The sequence below is a fragment of the Micromonospora sp. NPDC051925 genome, assembly GCF_044548625.1.
In the GTDB taxonomy this organism is placed as follows: domain Bacteria; phylum Actinomycetota; class Actinomycetes; order Mycobacteriales; family Micromonosporaceae; genus Micromonospora.
The window spans coordinates 215,621-229,518 of the sequence record NZ_JBIUCH010000008.1 but is presented as its reverse complement, the minus strand read 5'-3'; the positions used below and the strand labels follow the sequence as shown (position 1 = coordinate 229,518).

The 13,898-nt window shown below is 72.1% G+C and carries 17 protein-coding genes; 8 read left to right on the top strand and 9 right to left on the bottom strand.

The genetic code is table 11. From position 1 onward, the window contains the following. Positions 1-223: 223 nt before the first annotated feature. Positions 224-787 (bottom strand): TetR/AcrR family transcriptional regulator, encoded by a 564-nt coding sequence (locus ACIG87_RS13380; RefSeq protein WP_396850766.1) that lies wholly within the window; start codon positions 785-787, stop codon positions 224-226. A gap of 83 nt (positions 788-870) precedes the next feature. On the opposite strand from ACIG87_RS13380, the gene ACIG87_RS13375 reads away from it, so the two are divergent. Continuing rightward, positions 871-1,818: a ketopantoate reductase family protein gene (locus ACIG87_RS13375; RefSeq protein ID WP_396850765.1), complete on the top strand. Its 948-nt coding sequence runs from the start codon at positions 871-873 to the stop codon at positions 1,816-1,818. Between the two features lie 14 nt (positions 1,819-1,832). Here ACIG87_RS13375 and ACIG87_RS13370 read toward each other — a convergent pair whose 3' ends face one another. The 3 genes from ACIG87_RS13370 to ACIG87_RS13360 all read right to left on the bottom strand — a co-directional run bounded on the left by ACIG87_RS13370 (position 1,833) and on the right by ACIG87_RS13360 (position 2,696). Continuing rightward, positions 1,833-2,168: a hypothetical protein gene (locus ACIG87_RS13370; RefSeq protein WP_396850764.1), complete on the bottom strand. Its 336-nt coding sequence runs from the start codon at positions 2,166-2,168 to the stop codon at positions 1,833-1,835. Positions 2,169-2,313: 145 nt separating this feature from the next. Then, complete coding sequence (locus tag ACIG87_RS13365) at positions 2,314-2,490, bottom strand: hypothetical protein (protein ID WP_396850763.1); 177 nt, start codon at positions 2,488-2,490, stop codon at positions 2,314-2,316. Beyond that, positions 2,487-2,696: a hypothetical protein gene (locus ACIG87_RS13360; RefSeq protein WP_396850762.1), complete on the bottom strand. Its 210-nt coding sequence runs from the start codon at positions 2,694-2,696 to the stop codon at positions 2,487-2,489. The genes ACIG87_RS13365 and ACIG87_RS13360 overlap by 4 nt, the downstream gene beginning before the upstream one ends. 255 nt (positions 2,697-2,951) lie before the next feature. On the opposite strand from ACIG87_RS13360, the gene ACIG87_RS13355 reads away from it, so the two are divergent. The 7 genes from ACIG87_RS13355 to ACIG87_RS13325 all read left to right on the top strand — a co-directional run bounded on the left by ACIG87_RS13355 (position 2,952) and on the right by ACIG87_RS13325 (position 8,865). Next, positions 2,952-3,836: a helix-turn-helix domain-containing protein gene (locus tag ACIG87_RS13355; RefSeq protein WP_396850761.1), complete on the top strand. Its 885-nt coding sequence runs from the start codon at positions 2,952-2,954 to the stop codon at positions 3,834-3,836. Next, on the top strand, positions 3,833-4,030 hold the full coding sequence (locus ACIG87_RS13350; protein WP_396850760.1) for a DUF397 domain-containing protein: 198 nt from the start codon (positions 3,833-3,835) through the stop codon (positions 4,028-4,030). Before ACIG87_RS13355 ends, ACIG87_RS13350 begins: the two co-directional genes overlap by 4 nt. Before the next feature lie 129 nt (positions 4,031-4,159). Beyond that, a complete protein-coding gene (locus ACIG87_RS13345) occupies positions 4,160-4,780 on the top strand; it encodes a DUF4240 domain-containing protein (RefSeq protein ID WP_396850759.1) in 621 nt (206 codons plus the stop codon). Positions 4,781-4,977: 197 nt separating this feature from the next. Continuing rightward, positions 4,978-6,192 carry a sensor histidine kinase gene (locus tag ACIG87_RS13340; RefSeq protein WP_396850758.1) on the top strand — a complete coding sequence of 405 codons (1,215 nt, stop codon included), beginning with the start codon at positions 4,978-4,980 and terminating at the stop codon, positions 6,190-6,192. Continuing rightward, positions 6,182-7,372 carry a hypothetical protein gene (locus ACIG87_RS13335; RefSeq protein WP_396850757.1) on the top strand — a complete coding sequence of 397 codons (1,191 nt, stop codon included), beginning with the start codon at positions 6,182-6,184 and terminating at the stop codon, positions 7,370-7,372. Before ACIG87_RS13340 ends, ACIG87_RS13335 begins: the two co-directional genes overlap by 11 nt. Then, the gene (locus ACIG87_RS13330; protein WP_396850756.1) at positions 7,342-8,058 is read left to right on the top strand and encodes a response regulator; all 717 of its coding nucleotides are present in this window, start codon (positions 7,342-7,344) and stop codon (positions 8,056-8,058) included. Before ACIG87_RS13335 ends, ACIG87_RS13330 begins: the two co-directional genes overlap by 31 nt. A gap of 75 nt (positions 8,059-8,133) precedes the next feature. Then, positions 8,134-8,865 (top strand): hypothetical protein, encoded by a 732-nt coding sequence (locus tag ACIG87_RS13325; protein ID WP_396850755.1) that lies wholly within the window; start codon positions 8,134-8,136, stop codon positions 8,863-8,865. A 52-nt stretch (positions 8,866-8,917) separates the two neighbouring features. Here ACIG87_RS13325 and ACIG87_RS13320 read toward each other — a convergent pair whose 3' ends face one another. The 5 genes from ACIG87_RS13320 to ACIG87_RS13300 form a co-directional block, all read right to left on the bottom strand. Continuing rightward, positions 8,918-9,667, bottom strand: coding sequence for a lysophospholipid acyltransferase family protein (locus ACIG87_RS13320; protein WP_396850754.1), 750 nt, complete (start codon positions 9,665-9,667; stop codon positions 8,918-8,920). A gap of 47 nt (positions 9,668-9,714) precedes the next feature. After that, positions 9,715-11,775, bottom strand: a complete 2,061-nt coding sequence (locus ACIG87_RS13315) for a glycogen debranching N-terminal domain-containing protein (protein WP_396850753.1) — start codon at positions 11,773-11,775, stop codon at positions 9,715-9,717. Continuing rightward, positions 11,775-12,146 (bottom strand): SCP2 sterol-binding domain-containing protein, encoded by a 372-nt coding sequence (locus ACIG87_RS13310; RefSeq protein WP_396850752.1) that lies wholly within the window; start codon positions 12,144-12,146, stop codon positions 11,775-11,777. Before ACIG87_RS13310 ends, ACIG87_RS13315 begins: the two co-directional genes overlap by 1 nt. A gap of 465 nt (positions 12,147-12,611) precedes the next feature. Then, the gene (locus tag ACIG87_RS13305) at positions 12,612-13,028 is read right to left on the bottom strand and encodes a CBS domain-containing protein (RefSeq protein ID WP_396850751.1); all 417 of its coding nucleotides are present in this window, start codon (positions 13,026-13,028) and stop codon (positions 12,612-12,614) included. A 76-nt stretch (positions 13,029-13,104) separates the two neighbouring features. Continuing rightward, positions 13,105-13,809 (bottom strand): TMEM175 family protein, encoded by a 705-nt coding sequence (locus tag ACIG87_RS13300; RefSeq protein ID WP_396850750.1) that lies wholly within the window; start codon positions 13,807-13,809, stop codon positions 13,105-13,107. Positions 13,810-13,898: the final 89 nt, after the last annotated feature.

Sequence of the window (13,898 nt, the reverse complement as noted above, 5' to 3'; positions counted from 1 at the left end):
CGCAACGCTGCTGTCATCTCGTCTGCGCCGACCCACACACCGTGGAGCAGCAGGCCAGAGCCAGGGCGACAAGGTCGTTCGTCCGGTAGGGCGGTCGCCCTGGCCCTGGTCTGCTCGGCTTGCCTGGGCGGCGGCTGGCGGGATGGCATCCCACCACACGAACCGGAACCGTTCGGCAGCTCGGAGTCCGCCGGAGGCATGCCCTCGCCGGCCGGCGTGCCACTCATCGCGCGCGGAGGCCGGCGAGGATGAGGGTGACGACGCCGTCCGCGTCGGTTCGGTAGGCCGGGTGGCCGTACGCCGCGCAGATGCCCTGGATGGCCATCATGACCGCACCCGCACCCACGTCGTCGCGGACGGTCCCCGCTGTGACGGCGGCCCCCAACAGGTCGTCGACGACCTGACCCAGAGCCTGGGCACCCTCGGCCAGCACGCCTGACCGGGTGGCCATCAGCGTCGAGAGGGTGCGGGCGAGGCCCTCGTGGGCGTGCAGGTGGTCGACGAAGCTGCGCAGGAAGGATTCCAGCGCCTCGTCGGCGGGGAGGGTGGCCTGCAACTCGCGGGCGCGGTCGCAGATCGCCCTGAGTTCTTCCCGGTAGACCGCTTCGGCCAGGGCTTCCCGGGTGGGGAAGTGGCGGTAGAGCGTGCCCGTGCCGACGCCGGCCAGTTTGGCGAAGTCGTCGAAGCGCAGGTGGAAGCAGCCGTCGGCGAAGAGTTCGCGGGCCTTGGCGATCAGGGCGTCGCGGTTGCGGCGGGCGTCGGCGCGGAGCGGCTTGGCGTCGGTCATGCGGGGCCTCGTGTTGACAAGTGGAGACTGTCTCCATATTTTGGAAGTGGAGAAGATCTCCGAATATACCGTACGGAGTGCGCGTGAAGATCTTGATGTTCGGCCGAGGCGTGATCAGTGCGACGTACGGGTGGGCCCTGGAACGGGCCGGCCACCAGGTCGAGTTCTACGTCCGGCCGGGGCGGACGGCGGCGTACGGAGAGGCGATCGACCTCGATCTGCTCGACACCCGGCGGCGGCCGTGGGGTAAGCGGGTCGCCGAGAGATGGTCGGTGCGCTACCGCGAGTCGCTGGAGCCGGACCACGACTTCGATCTGATCGTGCTGAGCGTGCAGCACTACAACTTCGCGGAGGCCGCTGCCTTCCTGGGGCCACGGGTGGGCGGGGCCACGGTGCTCGTCTTCAACAACCTGTGGGTCGAGCCGCTGACCGCGACGGAACATCTCCCCGCCGACCAGGTGGCCTGGGGCTTCCCCGGGGCGGGCGGCGGTTTCGGTGACGACGGCGCGCTACGGGCGGCCCTGCTGCCCGTGGTCTTCTTCGGCACCCTCGACCGGCCGCCGACCGCACGCGAGCGGGCCGTGCGCCAGGTGTTCCGCGGGGCAGGGTTCAGAATCCGGGAGAACTCCGACTTCCGAGGCTGGCTGTCGATCCACTTCGTCCAGAACGCGGGCCTGCACACGCAGAGCCTGAGGCGGGGCTCACTGTCCACGCTGACCCCCGGCGACGTACGCGAGGCGATCCTCGCCATCCGCGAGCTGCTACCGCTCGTCGAGGCTCGTGGCGTCGATCTGCGGCGGCACCGGACCGACCTGCGACCCTTCACCGCGCCCGTCTGGCTGGCGGCACCGGCACTCGCCTGGCTGCTAGGTCGTTTCCCACCGATGCGCAGGGTGACGCAGGCCCACGCCAACCCCGAGGAGCTGCGCGCGATCTGCCGCGACACCCTGGCGGAGGCGCGCAGGCTGGGCGTGCAGGTGCCCAGGCTGGAGGCAGCCGAGCCCTACTTCGCCGCCGCGAGCACGACCTGACCCCTGACCACCCATCACGTCACCCCACCGTCCGCCGGCCGCCGCACCGGCGGCACCCCGGCCGGAGAAGGCCCCCGGCGTACGTTCCGCGCCGCCCCCGCCCGGCTCGGCGTGCGGGGCGCAGGCACCGGGTTTTCGATCTGCAACCCCGCCGGCTGTACGAAGATCGACCGCCGGACCACCGCGTCCCCCTTCGCGTTCAGTTGGTACACGTCCAGCCAGCACCACCCGTCATAGGTGATCCAGTCGAGCACCCGGATGACCCGGCACCTGATCGGCTTGACGAACTGCACGCTGGCCGCCCGGGTCACGACCACCAGGTCGCCCGCCTTCGGCAGCTCCGCCTTCATCGCCGACCCCGGAACAGGCCGCCGACCTTCCGCCTTCATCGCCGGCCCCAGAACAGGCCGCAGACCTTCCGCCGACCCCGGACCAGGCCGCCGACCCTCGCCGCCTTTATCGCCGGCCCCGGACCAGGCCGCCCCTGCGGCGCTCTCATCGCCGGCCCCAGACGTGCCGGAACCTGCGCCATTCCCTGATCCGGTGACGGGCGGCCGCCACCACCGGGCAGAACCCGGCCTCCGCGCACTTCCCGCAGCGGCTCCGCCGGTGCTGGTCCAGGCAGTACCACGCCAGTTGCACCAGCAACGGCACCTCACGCCGGGCCGTCACGACTCCGCCCCGGGCCAGTTTTGACGACCGATGGGGATGCGGCGTCGGGCCCGGCAGGGCAGCTCCGCACCACAGCGGCACACCCTGCGCCACCGCGTCCAGCTCCAGACCGGCCGGTGCCGGCGGGCCAGGGTCAGCGCGACGGCGAGCAGGTACTCGTCGTACCGGACGGGTCGGGCCGGACGCATTGGTGGGGCAGCGCACATCGGCTTTCCTCCCGAGAAATAGCGCCGCCCCGCCCACGCTCTGATCCGCAGCGAGCGGGACAGCGGGCTATTTGCGACGCCATTTCTGACGCCTCTTCCGACCGTCCGGCAATAGACAGCCTGCGACAGCACCAACACCTTGCGCAACACCCCACGCCCCCCTTACGCTCAAGCCGAATTCACGCCCGAGGAATGGAGTCGACAAATGCGTGGGACGAAACAATTCCTGTTGCAGGACGGGTCGGGTGATGTTGCATGACGGATGCAACAAGCGGGTCCACCGTCCCCCGGCGGCAGCTCGGCAGGCTGCTCACCCAGCTCCGCGAGGATGCTTCGGTCTCGCTGGACGCCGCCGCCGAGGGCTTGGACTGTTCCCGGCAGAAGATGTGGCGCATCGAAAAGGGCCTGGTCCCCGTCCGGGTGGTGGATGCCCGCGCCATGTGCGAGCTGTACCAGGTGTCCGGCGAGATGAAGACGATTGTCACCGGCCTCGCCAAGGAGACCCGCGCCAAGGGCTGGTGGCATTCCTACGGCGATGTGGTCCCATCGTGGTTCTCGCTGTACGTCGGCCTGGAATCGTCCGCCACGACACTTCGTCAATACGACGCGGAGCTGATCCCCGGCCTGCTCCAGACCCGCGAGTACGCCGCCGAACTCTTCCTCCGGAAGAACCCCACCATGACCGGCGCAGAGCGGGAGAAGCTCGTCGAGGTACGGATGCAGCGCCAACACATCCTGGTGCGGCGGCTGCCCAGCGCGCCCACCCTCAAGGTGGTGCTGAGCGAGGCGGTGCTGCGCCGCACCATCCCCGACCGGCACGCGATGGCCGGGCAACTCCGGCACCTGCTCGACATGGCCGCGCTGCCGAACGTGAGCCTGCGCGTCCTCCCGTTCACCGCCGGCCCGCCGCTGGCCAGCGAGACGGGCACCTTCGTGATGCTGGGCTTCCCGCAGGCGTTCGGGCGGGCATCGACCGAGCCGACTACCGTCTACCTGGAGAACATCACCGGCGCGCTCTACCTGGACAAGCCGGCCGAGGTCGCCGCCTACGACCGCGTCTGGGCCGACCTGGAGACGCTCGCGCCGGACGAGGCAGCATCAGAGAAACTGATCAAGGCGATCATCGAGGAGCGAGCATGAGTGACCTGGCCGGTGCCCTCTGGCGCAAGAGCACCCGCAGCGGCGGCAGCGGCGGCAACTGCGTCGAGGTGGCCGACAACCTGCCCGGCGTGATCGGCGTACGGGACAGCAAGGACCAGGCCGGCCCGACCCTGCGGTTCGACCCGACCGCCTGGTCCGCCTTCCTGGACGAGGTACGGCGCGGGCGGCGCTGACCGCACCCGGGACCGGGGCCGCCCACCTCACCGGCGGGCGGCCCCCACCCCTTGCGGTCCACCCCCGATCACCCTGGGAAGACCACACGCACCCCGGAAACGTCGGGGCGACCCGCTACCGTCCGGCGCATGAGTGAGACCGACACGTCGACCCGACTGCCCACCGCAGCGGAGGAAGCCCGCTTCTGGGGCCTGGTGGAGGCCGCCTGGGAACAACTCGGCCCCGAGCCCGCCGCGCTACGCCAATCGCTGCTCACCCGCGACACCAGCGACGCCCGCGACACCAGCGATGCCCGCGACACCAGCGATGCCCACGACACCAGCGATGCCCACGACGCCCGCGACGCCTTCGTCGACGACGAGGGCGCCTACGCGGTCGACGTCTGGCTCGACCCCTTCCTCGACCGGCTGGGCCAGCTCTGCGGCGACCTGTCCGGCCCCGAGCTGACCGACCTGGACCGGGTGGTCGAACGCAAGCTGTACGACATCGACCGGGCCGACGTGCACGCGGTGCTCGACGGCTCCGACGACGGCTTCCTCTACGGCCGGGGCCACGTCGTGGCGCTGGGGCGGGAGTACTACGAGGCGGTGCGGGCCGACCCGGCGCGAGCGTTGCCGGACGGCTACTTCCAGCAGATGTGCTACTTCTTCGCCCACCTGCACAATCAGCGCTTCGGCGACTGGCCACGGACCGGCTCCGGCATCTCCCGGGAGTCGTTCAGCAACCCGGCCGGCTGGGCCCAACAGTGAGCCGCCCGGCGGCCGGCGGCGACGCGGGCCGCCGCTAGGGTCACCGGCACGCACGCCCGGCCAGCGCCGGCTGGCCCTTCGCAGCGTCGAACGTGCATCAATCGTCATCAGTTAGGGCAGCTCATGCTATTCTCCGGCATCGATGCACCGCCGAGCAGACCCGGACGGGTCACCGCCCGAAGGACGCCCTCCCCCTGATGTCGGCCGCACCCGCTCCGGCCTCGTCACCGTCGTTGCTGGATCGACCGGCCGGTGGCGCGCTCCAGCTCATCTTCACCACCCTGCCGGCCCTGCTGCGGCTGACCTGCGGGCTGTTCGGCGCGGTGGCCGCGCTGGCGATGCGTACCCCGCCGGTGCGGGTCTCGGTGCTGCTGGCGGCCGTCGTCGCGCTCACCGGCTGGTCGGTCTGGTACGCGGCGCGGGCGCTGCGGGTCGGCATCGGTCCCGGACTGGTCGCCGGGGACGTCGCGTTCACCGTCGCGGCGAGCCTGCTGGCCCCGTTGCTGGTCGCCCCCGAGGTGCTGCCGGGCGAGGGTAGCTGGCTCGCCGTGCTGGCCAGCACCACCGTGATCAACACGCAGGCCACCGCGCCGGCCCGCTGGTCGGTGCCGGCGGGCGTGCTGGTCACCGCCGGCTACGCGGCCGGTGCCTCGGCCGCCGGCAACACCGTCGAGGCCTCCGCGCACGCGGCGACCCTGTTGATGCAGACCGGCTGTGCGGCGATGGTGGCGGCGGTGATGCGCCGGTGGATCGGGCGTGCCGACGCCGCCTTCGCCAACTTCCAACGGCTGCGCCGGGACGTGGTGCTGGCCCGGACGGCCCGGGAGGTGGAACGGCGGCAGAATCGGGACCTGCACGACACGGTGCTCTCCACGCTCACCATGGTCGGGCTGGGTGCCGTGCCGGCCGGCTCAGCGGCGTTGCGGGAACGGGCCGGGACGGATCTGCGTACCCTGATCGGCCTCGCCGACGCCCGGTCCGCGCCGGCCGCCAACCCGGCCGACGCCGCTGCGGAGGCGGCCGACGCCGGCCCGGTCGATGTCGACGCCGGCCTGCGTGCGCTGCTCGCCACCCACCCGGAGCTGACCGTGGCCGCCACGTTGCCGCCCTGCGCCGCGCCGCCGGAGGTGACCGCCGCGCTCGTCGACGCCACCGCCGCCGCGCTGGCCAACGTGGCCCGCCACGCGCCGGGTGCGCACGTCGCCGTGCGGCTGGGGCGGTGTGACGGCAGCGTCGTGGTCGAGGTGGTCGACGACGGTCCCGGTTTCGACCCGGCCACCGTCCCGGTCCACCGGTACGGGCTGCGCGAGTCGATCCGTGGCCGGCTGGCCGAGGTCGGTGGGCTGGCGGAGGTGACCTCCGCCCCTGGCGAGGGCACCCGGATCAGGCTGGAATGGCCGGATGTCGACTGACCTCGGTGCGACCGCGCCGGTCCGCGTACCCCGGCCGGTGGTGCGGTCGGGAGGCCCGGCGGCAGCCGACGGCACGGCGGTGGACGTGGCCCGGTTCTCGGACCGGGGGGCCCGCATCGCGGCGGTGGCCATCGCCCTGGTCTGGCACGCCGCGATCGGGCTGCCGGCGCTGCTCGGCGGCTGGTCCGAGCTGGCCACCCCGACGGTGGTCGCGGCGGGCTGGCTGGCCGCCTGCCTGATCGGCGGGTACGCCGCCCTCCGGCTGCTGCGCGGCGGGCTGCCTCCGGCGCTCCCGCTGGCGGCGGCGCTGCTGGCGGTGGACGTGGCAGTCTTCGCGGCGGCCGGCGTGCGACAGCTCTTCGCCGCCGGGAACTGGGTGTGGACCGGGCTGGCCTGGTTCTTCGTGGTGGTGCTCTGGGGTCGCCGGGTCCGGTGGCTGCTCGCCCTGCTGGCCGGCCATGCGGTGATCGCACTCGCCGCGCTGGTCGGCCACGGCGCGACCGGCCCCGCCGACCTGACCCGCTACGCGATGTACGTCTACGGCACCTCGTCGCTGCCGGTGGCGGCCTTCACCGGTGCCGCGGTGATCGCCACTCTCGCCCGGGACCGGGCCGACACCGCCGCCGCGACCCTCGCCGTACGCGCCGAGCGGGACGCCGCCGAACGGGCCTGGGTGGACCGGCGGGCCCGGCTGGCGCTGGTCGGCGGTGCCGCCGAGCAGGTGCTGGCGGAGCTGGCCGATGGTCGCGCCGACCCGGCCGACCCGTTCGTGCAGCGCCGGTGCGTGCTGGCGGCGACCCGGCTGCGCCGGCTGATCGCCGAGTCCGACGACGTGCCGGACCCGTTGCTGCACGAGCTGCGGGCCGCCGCCGATCTGGCCGAACGCAACGGGTTGCCGATCGAGCTGATCGCCATCGGCACGCCGCCGCCACTGCCGGTGGAGGTCCGCCGACGGTTGGCCGATCCGCTGGCCGCCGCGCTGGCGGACGCCACCGGCTGGGCCCGGCTGACGGTGGTGGCCGGCCCGGACGAGGTGGCGGTCAGCCTGGTGGCACCGGACGTGGACGGCCCGCGGGCAGCCGATCCGTCCGCCCCGATGGACGACGACGACCAGGTGGAACACGTACACGAGCGGGACGGGGAGATCAGGTGGACGCAGACCCGATGGCGCAGGCCGTGAGCGGGGAGCGCCCCGTCGGGGTGTCGATTGTCGACGACCATCCGGTGGTGATCGACGGGGTACGGGCCTGGCTGTCCACCGAACCTCGGCTGCGGGTGCTCGCCACCGGTGACGACCCGGACCTGGTGCTGCGCGCCGCGCCAGAGGCCGACGTGATCCTGCTGGACCTGCGGCTGCGCGGACGGATGATGATCGACAAGCTGGTCGAGCTGAGCGCCGCCGGTCGGCGGGTGGTGGTCTACTCCGAGCACACCGACCCGGCGACGATGCTCGCCGCGCTCGATGCCGGGGCGACCGCGTTCCTGGCCAAACACGAGGGACGGGAGCACTGCGTGGCGACGGTGCTGGCCGCTGCCAGCGACCGCCCCTACGTGCCGCCGACCCTGGCCGGGGCGATGGTGGGCGATCCGCGCCCGGACCGGCCGGCCCTGTCGGACAAGGAACGCGAGGCGCTGCTGCTGTGGTTCCAGTCGATGTCGAAGGCATCGGTGGCCCGCCGGATGCAGATCAGCGAGCACACCGTCAAACAATACGTGGACCGGGCCCGGATCAAGTACACCCGGGCGGGTCGACCAGCCGCCACGAAGGCCGCTCTCCTGGCCCGAGCGATCGAGGACGGACTAGTCCGGCCGGAGGAGATCGGCATCTACCGGTCACAGGCGTCGTACGACCGGCCGACCCCCTAACGGGTGTCATGACAGTGCGGCAGGGGTCGGCGAGGCTGGACGCCAGGACACCACTGCGCGGGGGAGGTCGTGACGATGCGCGAGGACATGTCCCCGTTCTTCATCGCACCGCATCGGTTCGACGCGCCGGAGGACGATGTCGCCCCCGTGCTCGACCGGCACCACGAACTGGTCCCGGAACCCGGTGAACGGGTGCTCGGCAAATACCTGACCTCGGTGGCCGGCTGCCTGCTCAGCCCCACCGGCACCCGCCGACACTGGGTGCTGCCGGCACCCGCCTCGGTCACCGTCACCGACCGGCGACTCGCCTACGTCTGCCTGGCCGGCGACCTGGCCCTGGTCGCCGGGAAGATCGACTCGACGGGTGTCCGGCACCGGCGGGCCGTACGGCTGCCTCGGCTGGTCAGCGGGCAGATCCGCTGGCAGTGGCCGTCCCGGCTGGAGCTACGGTCGACGGCCCCCCTCGCCGCGACGCGGGGCACGGGTCCGGAGGCGGAACTGCTGGTGGTCTGCGACGCGCTGCGGACGATCCAGCAGCCCACCCTGGCCCTGGGTGGCCCGGTGGGCCCGGTGACCGAGTTGGCCCGGCTGATCCGCCGTACGGTGGCCTGTTTCCGGGTCAACCGTCCCGAGCTGGTGGAACTCGCGCCGCCGGAGCGGGACGTGCTGATCCGGCGGGCCACCGCCGCCCCGCTGACCGGTGAGGCGCGGGTGACCCTGCCGGGTTCGCTGCCGGTGGAGTTCCTGTCCCGCGACGACTACTACCGCGTCCCGGCCAGGGCCGGGCAGGACGCGGTCGGCATCTGACCCGACACACGGACCCCTACCCCCGGCGCAGGTCGCCGCAGGGCGGGGGCGGTCAGGAGGCGGTCGAACGGCGGGGGCGGCGGTCCAGCTCGGCGGCCTCCTGGAGGTTGGGCGCGGTGCCGCCCAGGTGCGCCGGCTGCCACCAGGTGTCGTCCGGGCCGGCCGGCTTGTCGGGGTACTCCTGCTGGGCCCGGTCGACCAGGGCGCTCAAACGGACCTTCAGCTCCGCCGTCATCGTGTTCGCGTCCGGGTAGGCCCCCGGGTCCATCGGTTCGCCGAGCAGGATGGTGATCGGGGTGTGCCGCCGGGTGAGGGTCTTCGGCCGGCCCTTGGTCCAGAGCCGCTGGGTGCCCCAGAGCGCCACCGGCAGCAGCGGCACCCCCGCCGCCTGCGCCATCCGGGCGGCCCCGCTCTTCAACTCCTTGACGGTGAAGGAGCGGCTGATCGTCCCCTCCGGGAAGAGGCCGACCACCTCGCCGCGCCGCAGCGCGTCCACCGCCGTGTTGTACGACCCGACCCCCGCCGACCGGTTCACCGGGATGTGCTTCATGCCGCGCATCAGCGGGCCGGAGACCTTGTGGGCGAAGACCTCGTGCTTGGCCATGAACCGGACCAGTCGCCGGGACTCGTGCGCCCCGTACCCGCAGAAGATGAAATCGAGGTAGCTGACGTGGTTGCTGGCCAACACCGCCCCGCCGGTACGGGGGACGTGCTGGTTGCCGTCGACGGTCAGGCGCAGGTCGAGAACCCGGAACAACGTCTTGGCAGCGGCGATCACGGGCGGGTACACGAGTTCCGGCATCCGGTTACTTTACCCCGCGTAGGTTACGGAACCGTAGGGCGGAGCCGTCAGCCGGCCAGGTTGTGCAGGTCCAGCCGACCCCGGGCGAAGGCGTCCACCCGTCCCCAGCGGCCCGGGATGTCCAGCACCTCGATCCGGCCCATCCCCACCGGCAGCACCGGGTCCACCGCCAGGTGCCCCTCGTGCGGCTCCAGGCCGAGCATGGTGCGCAGCAACAGCAGCGGGGCCCCCGTCGACCAGGCCTGCGGGCTGCACGCCGTCGGGTACTCGACCGGGAACTTGGTCTGCTCCCGGGGATAACCACCGAACGCCTCGGGCAGCCGCCCGTCGAAGTAGCCGGCCGCGTCGAGGATGCCGCTGGCGATGGTGGCGGCCTCCTCGGCGAAGCCGTACCGGCGCAGCCCCCAGGCGATGAAGGAGTTGTCGAACGGCCAGATCGTGCCGTTGTGGTAGCCGATCGGGTTGTACCGCACCTCCCCCTCGGCGAGGGTGCGCACCCCCCAGCCGGTGAACAGGCGGGGCCCGACCAGGTGGTGGGCGATCTTCTCGGCCCGGTCGTCATCGACGATCCCGCTCCACAGCAGGTGCCCGATGTTCGAGCCGAGCACGTCGCACTGCCGCCCGTCCGGGTCGAGCGCCAGCGCGTAGTACTCCCCATCGGCGACCCACCAGTCCCGGTTGAAGCGTTCCTTCAGCGCCGCGGCCTGCTGCTCCAGCCGCTCGGCGAACACCGGGTCGCCCCAGAACTCCCGGGCCATCCGGGCCGCCCGCCGCTTTGCGTCGTACGCGTAGCCCTGCACCTCGCAGGTGGCCCGGGGGAACGGTGGCAGGCTGCCGTCGGCGTACGAGATGGAGTCCCAGGAGTCCTTCCAGCACTGGTTCTCCAGGCCGGTGTCGGTGTTGCGCCGCTCGTACCAGATGTAGCCGTCGCCGATCAGGTCGGCATAGTCGTCGATCCACTTCAGCGCGGCCCGGCACTCCCGTTCCATCTCCATGACCAGCGCGACGTCCCCGCTCCACCGCTCGTACTCGTCGAGCAGGATCACGAAGAGCGGGGTGGCGTCCACCGAACCGTAGTAGGGCGAGTGCGGCTGCTCCTCGAAGGCGGCCGTCTCGCCGTAGCGCATCTCGTGCAGGATCCGGCCCGGGTCCTCCTCGCGGAAGTCGTCGAACCGGGTGCCCTGGAGGGCGGCCAGGATGCGCAGCGTGGTCTTGGACAGCTCCGGGGCGAACGGCAGCGCCTGGAGGCAGGTCAGGATGCTGTCCCGGCCGAACATGGTCATGAACCAGGGCAGGCCGGCGGCGGGCAGGGTCTGGCCGCCGAGCGACAGCGGTGCGAAACGCAACGCGGCCAGGTCGACCAGGCTGCGCCGGTAGGTGGCGGCCAACTGCTCGTGCTCACTGTTGAGCTTGGGGGACTTGGCGATCCACTCCTCCAGGTCGTGCTGGAGGGCGAGCCGCTCGTGGCCGTGCACCGTCAACCCCAGCCGCAGGTCCCGGCCGCCCGGCCCGATCGCGAAGGTCTGTACGTCGATCTCGGCGGTCCACTGCTCGTTGGGCTCCAGGTGCACCGAGTACGCGAAGCCGTGCTTGTCGTACCGGGCCGGCCGGGACGACGAGATGACCGTCTCGCGCCGGAAGTTGCCCCGCCGGTAGCCCAGCCGCAGCCGGTCGGACTCCGCCTCGGCGTACAACTCGCCCTTCTTGTTGAGGATCTCGTCCTTGACCTGGAAGAGGTCGGCGAAGTCCGCGCCCGCGTCCATCCGGACCTCCAGGTCGACCGCCTTCTCGTCGTGGTTCAGGATGGTCAACTGTTCGCGGAAACTGCCGCCCACCGCGCGTTCCCGGATGATCGACAGCTTGGCGTCGACGTAGTGGGTGGCCATCCCCGGCACCAGGAAGAACCGCGCCTCGAAGTACTGCAGATCGTCGTAGGACAGGGCGTTGAGCCGTTCCCCGTTGACGGTCAGCACCCAGCGGGACAGGAACCGGACGTCGAGGGAGAACAGGCCGGTCGGCTCGCTCGGCGTCGCCTCGATGTCGCCGGTCTCCTCCGAGACGACGAACGTGTTGCCGTCCAGGATCCGGACCGTGTTGCTCTGCCCCATCACCACACCTCCCGCTGGTGGAGCCGGCGCGGCCCCTGGGCGTCCGGCGAGGTGGGGAAGATCCGCTCGATCTGCACCACCAGCCGGGCGTCACCGGTCACCGTCATGTCCCCGCGCAGCAGCGCCGCCAGGCCGTGCTCCCGGCCGGCTGCCATCTCCTCGAACAGCGCCGGAGTCGTCACGATGACCGTGTCCGCCTCCCGGTCCTCCTGGCTGACCTCCAGCTTTCCCCGGTCCACCCGGAGCAGCCAGTGGGTGGTGTACGCACCCTCGTGCAGATCGAAACGCAGCGTTCCGGAGGCCTTGTCCAGCAACGGCTCGTAACCTCGCCGGTCCAGGCTCTCGAAGAACCTCGTGGTCGCGTCCACCATCAGCCCCTCTCCCCCGTCCTCCCACCCACCTCCACCTACCCCCCACGAATCCCCACCCACCCCGCCCCCAACCTCACCCCAACCAGGTGACCCCTCCCCCTGCCCCACCCTTCCTGCCCTCGCCCCTTCCCTCCCCGCCTCGCCCTACCCGCCCCACCCAGCCCAGCTCCCACCCCGTCGATCTTGGACTTATGGTGCCTGGTTAGGGCACTTTTCACACCTTTCCGCCCCACCACAACTCCATGATCGACGGGGCGGGGCGAGGCGAGGCGGGTGGGGCGAGGCGGGCGGGGCCGAGCAGGGCTGGGCTGGGTGAGGGCTGGGCTGGGTGGGGGATGTGGGGGTGGGGGTGGCCCCGGGGGGGGTGGCCCCGGGGGGGGGGGGGGTGGCCCCGGGGGGGGTGGCCCCGGGGGGGTGGCCCCGGGGGGGTGCCCGGGGCCGGCGTCACGGTCGTCTGCGGTGGCGTCAGTTGTTGGGGTCGTCGGCGCTGATGTCCGCGAGCACCGACTGGGGTTCCCGCTCCACCGCGAGGTCGCCCATCGACACCAGGCCCACCAGCCGACCGTCCTCGACGACCGGCAGCCGGCGTACGGCGTAGGTGCGCATCAGGTCGGCGGCGGCGACCGCGTCGTCGTACTGGCTGACCGTGATCACGTCCCGGCTGATGATCTGGCGGAGCGTGGTGCGGTTCGGGTCCATCTCCCCGGCGACGGCCCGGACGGTGATGTCCCGGTCCGTGACGATTCCCACCACGTCGTCGCCATCGGTCACCACCACGTCGCCGATCGCGCTGTCCCGCATCTCCTGCGCCGCGGCGGTGAGCGTGTCGTTGCCGTCCATCGTCACCAACCGGGTCGTCATGAACTCTCCGACCGTTGTCATGGTGCTCCCCTCTCGGTGTCGGCACGCGTCGTCTACCCGTCGTCCGGGGCGGGTAACGCGCGCTGTCACCCGGCAGCTATCCGGAACCGCGCACCCGCCTGCGCAGGCCGTAGAGCCCCTCGCTGGTCGAGGCGTAGAAGACCGGCAGAGCCAGGTAGACGATCAGCGCGATCGGTGGGGCGACCAGGAAACCCAACAACCCCGCCAGCACGTACGCCACGACGCCGACCAGAGCCCGCAGCCGCTCCGCGGGGTACATGCCGGTCGGCACCGCCGGGTGCAGCAGGTCGTGGTGCCGGCCGAGGTAGTGGTAGAGGCCCAGCCAGGCACCCGAGAGCAGCACGCCGACCAGCCCGTAGACGGCAACGGCGGCCCGCTGGTCGCTGCGGTCGCCGTGCTGCATCGTCGTCGAGACCACCGAGGTGGCGAACGGCAGCAGCGCGGTGCTGGACAGCACCGCCAGGTTCCACCACTGCAGCCCCCTGCTGCTGCCGGCGACCCGGTGGAAGGTGGTCCGATGGTTCAGCCAGCTGACCGCCACGTACAGGTACGACGTGAGGTAGGCCAGGTACGCCGGCCACTGCTCGACGAGCGCGTGCAGCATCCGGCCCCGGCCCACGTCGGGCGGCTGGAGGTCGAGCACCAGCAGCGTGATGACGATGGCGAAGACCCCGTCGCTGAACGCCAGCAGGCGGGAGGTCTCCGACCGCAGGTCCGGGCCACCGGGGCGGACGGCGTCGGCGGGCCGCCCCGCGTCGTCGCCGCCCTGGCCGGTTCCCATCCCGTCCTCCCCGAGGTGCCGGGGCGGCACTGCCGGCCCGGGAGGCCGGTATACCCGCCGAACGGCACGACACCCGCCCACGACGGCGG

Coding starts and splice junctions, on each gene's coding strand:
- ACIG87_RS13355 (WP_396850761.1), top strand. CDS start 2,952: ATGACGGATGCAACAAGCGGGTCCACCGTCCCCCGGCGGCAGCTCGGC.
- ACIG87_RS13300 (WP_396850750.1), bottom strand. CDS start 13,809: ATGGGAACCGGCCAGGGCGGCGACGACGCGGGGCGGCCCGCCGACGCC.
- ACIG87_RS13380 (WP_396850766.1), bottom strand. CDS start 787: ATGACCGACGCCAAGCCGCTCCGCGCCGACGCCCGCCGCAACCGCGAC.
- ACIG87_RS13310 (WP_396850752.1), bottom strand. CDS start 12,146: ATGGTGGACGCGACCACGAGGTTCTTCGAGAGCCTGGACCGGCGAGGT.
- ACIG87_RS13305 (WP_396850751.1), bottom strand. CDS start 13,028: ATGACAACGGTCGGAGAGTTCATGACGACCCGGTTGGTGACGATGGAC.
- ACIG87_RS13350 (WP_396850760.1), top strand. CDS start 3,833: ATGAGTGACCTGGCCGGTGCCCTCTGGCGCAAGAGCACCCGCAGCGGC.
- ACIG87_RS13340 (WP_396850758.1), top strand. CDS start 4,978: ATGTCGGCCGCACCCGCTCCGGCCTCGTCACCGTCGTTGCTGGATCGA.
- ACIG87_RS13335 (WP_396850757.1), top strand. CDS start 6,182: ATGTCGACTGACCTCGGTGCGACCGCGCCGGTCCGCGTACCCCGGCCG.
- ACIG87_RS13320 (WP_396850754.1), bottom strand. CDS start 9,667: ATGCCGGAACTCGTGTACCCGCCCGTGATCGCCGCTGCCAAGACGTTG.
- ACIG87_RS13315 (WP_396850753.1), bottom strand. CDS start 11,775: ATGGGGCAGAGCAACACGGTCCGGATCCTGGACGGCAACACGTTCGTC.
- ACIG87_RS13325 (WP_396850755.1), top strand. CDS start 8,134: ATGCGCGAGGACATGTCCCCGTTCTTCATCGCACCGCATCGGTTCGAC.
- ACIG87_RS13370 (WP_396850764.1), bottom strand. CDS start 2,168: ATGAAGGCGGAGCTGCCGAAGGCGGGCGACCTGGTGGTCGTGACCCGG.
- ACIG87_RS13345 (WP_396850759.1), top strand. CDS start 4,160: ATGAGTGAGACCGACACGTCGACCCGACTGCCCACCGCAGCGGAGGAA.
- ACIG87_RS13360 (WP_396850762.1), bottom strand. CDS start 2,696: ATGTGCGCTGCCCCACCAATGCGTCCGGCCCGACCCGTCCGGTACGAC.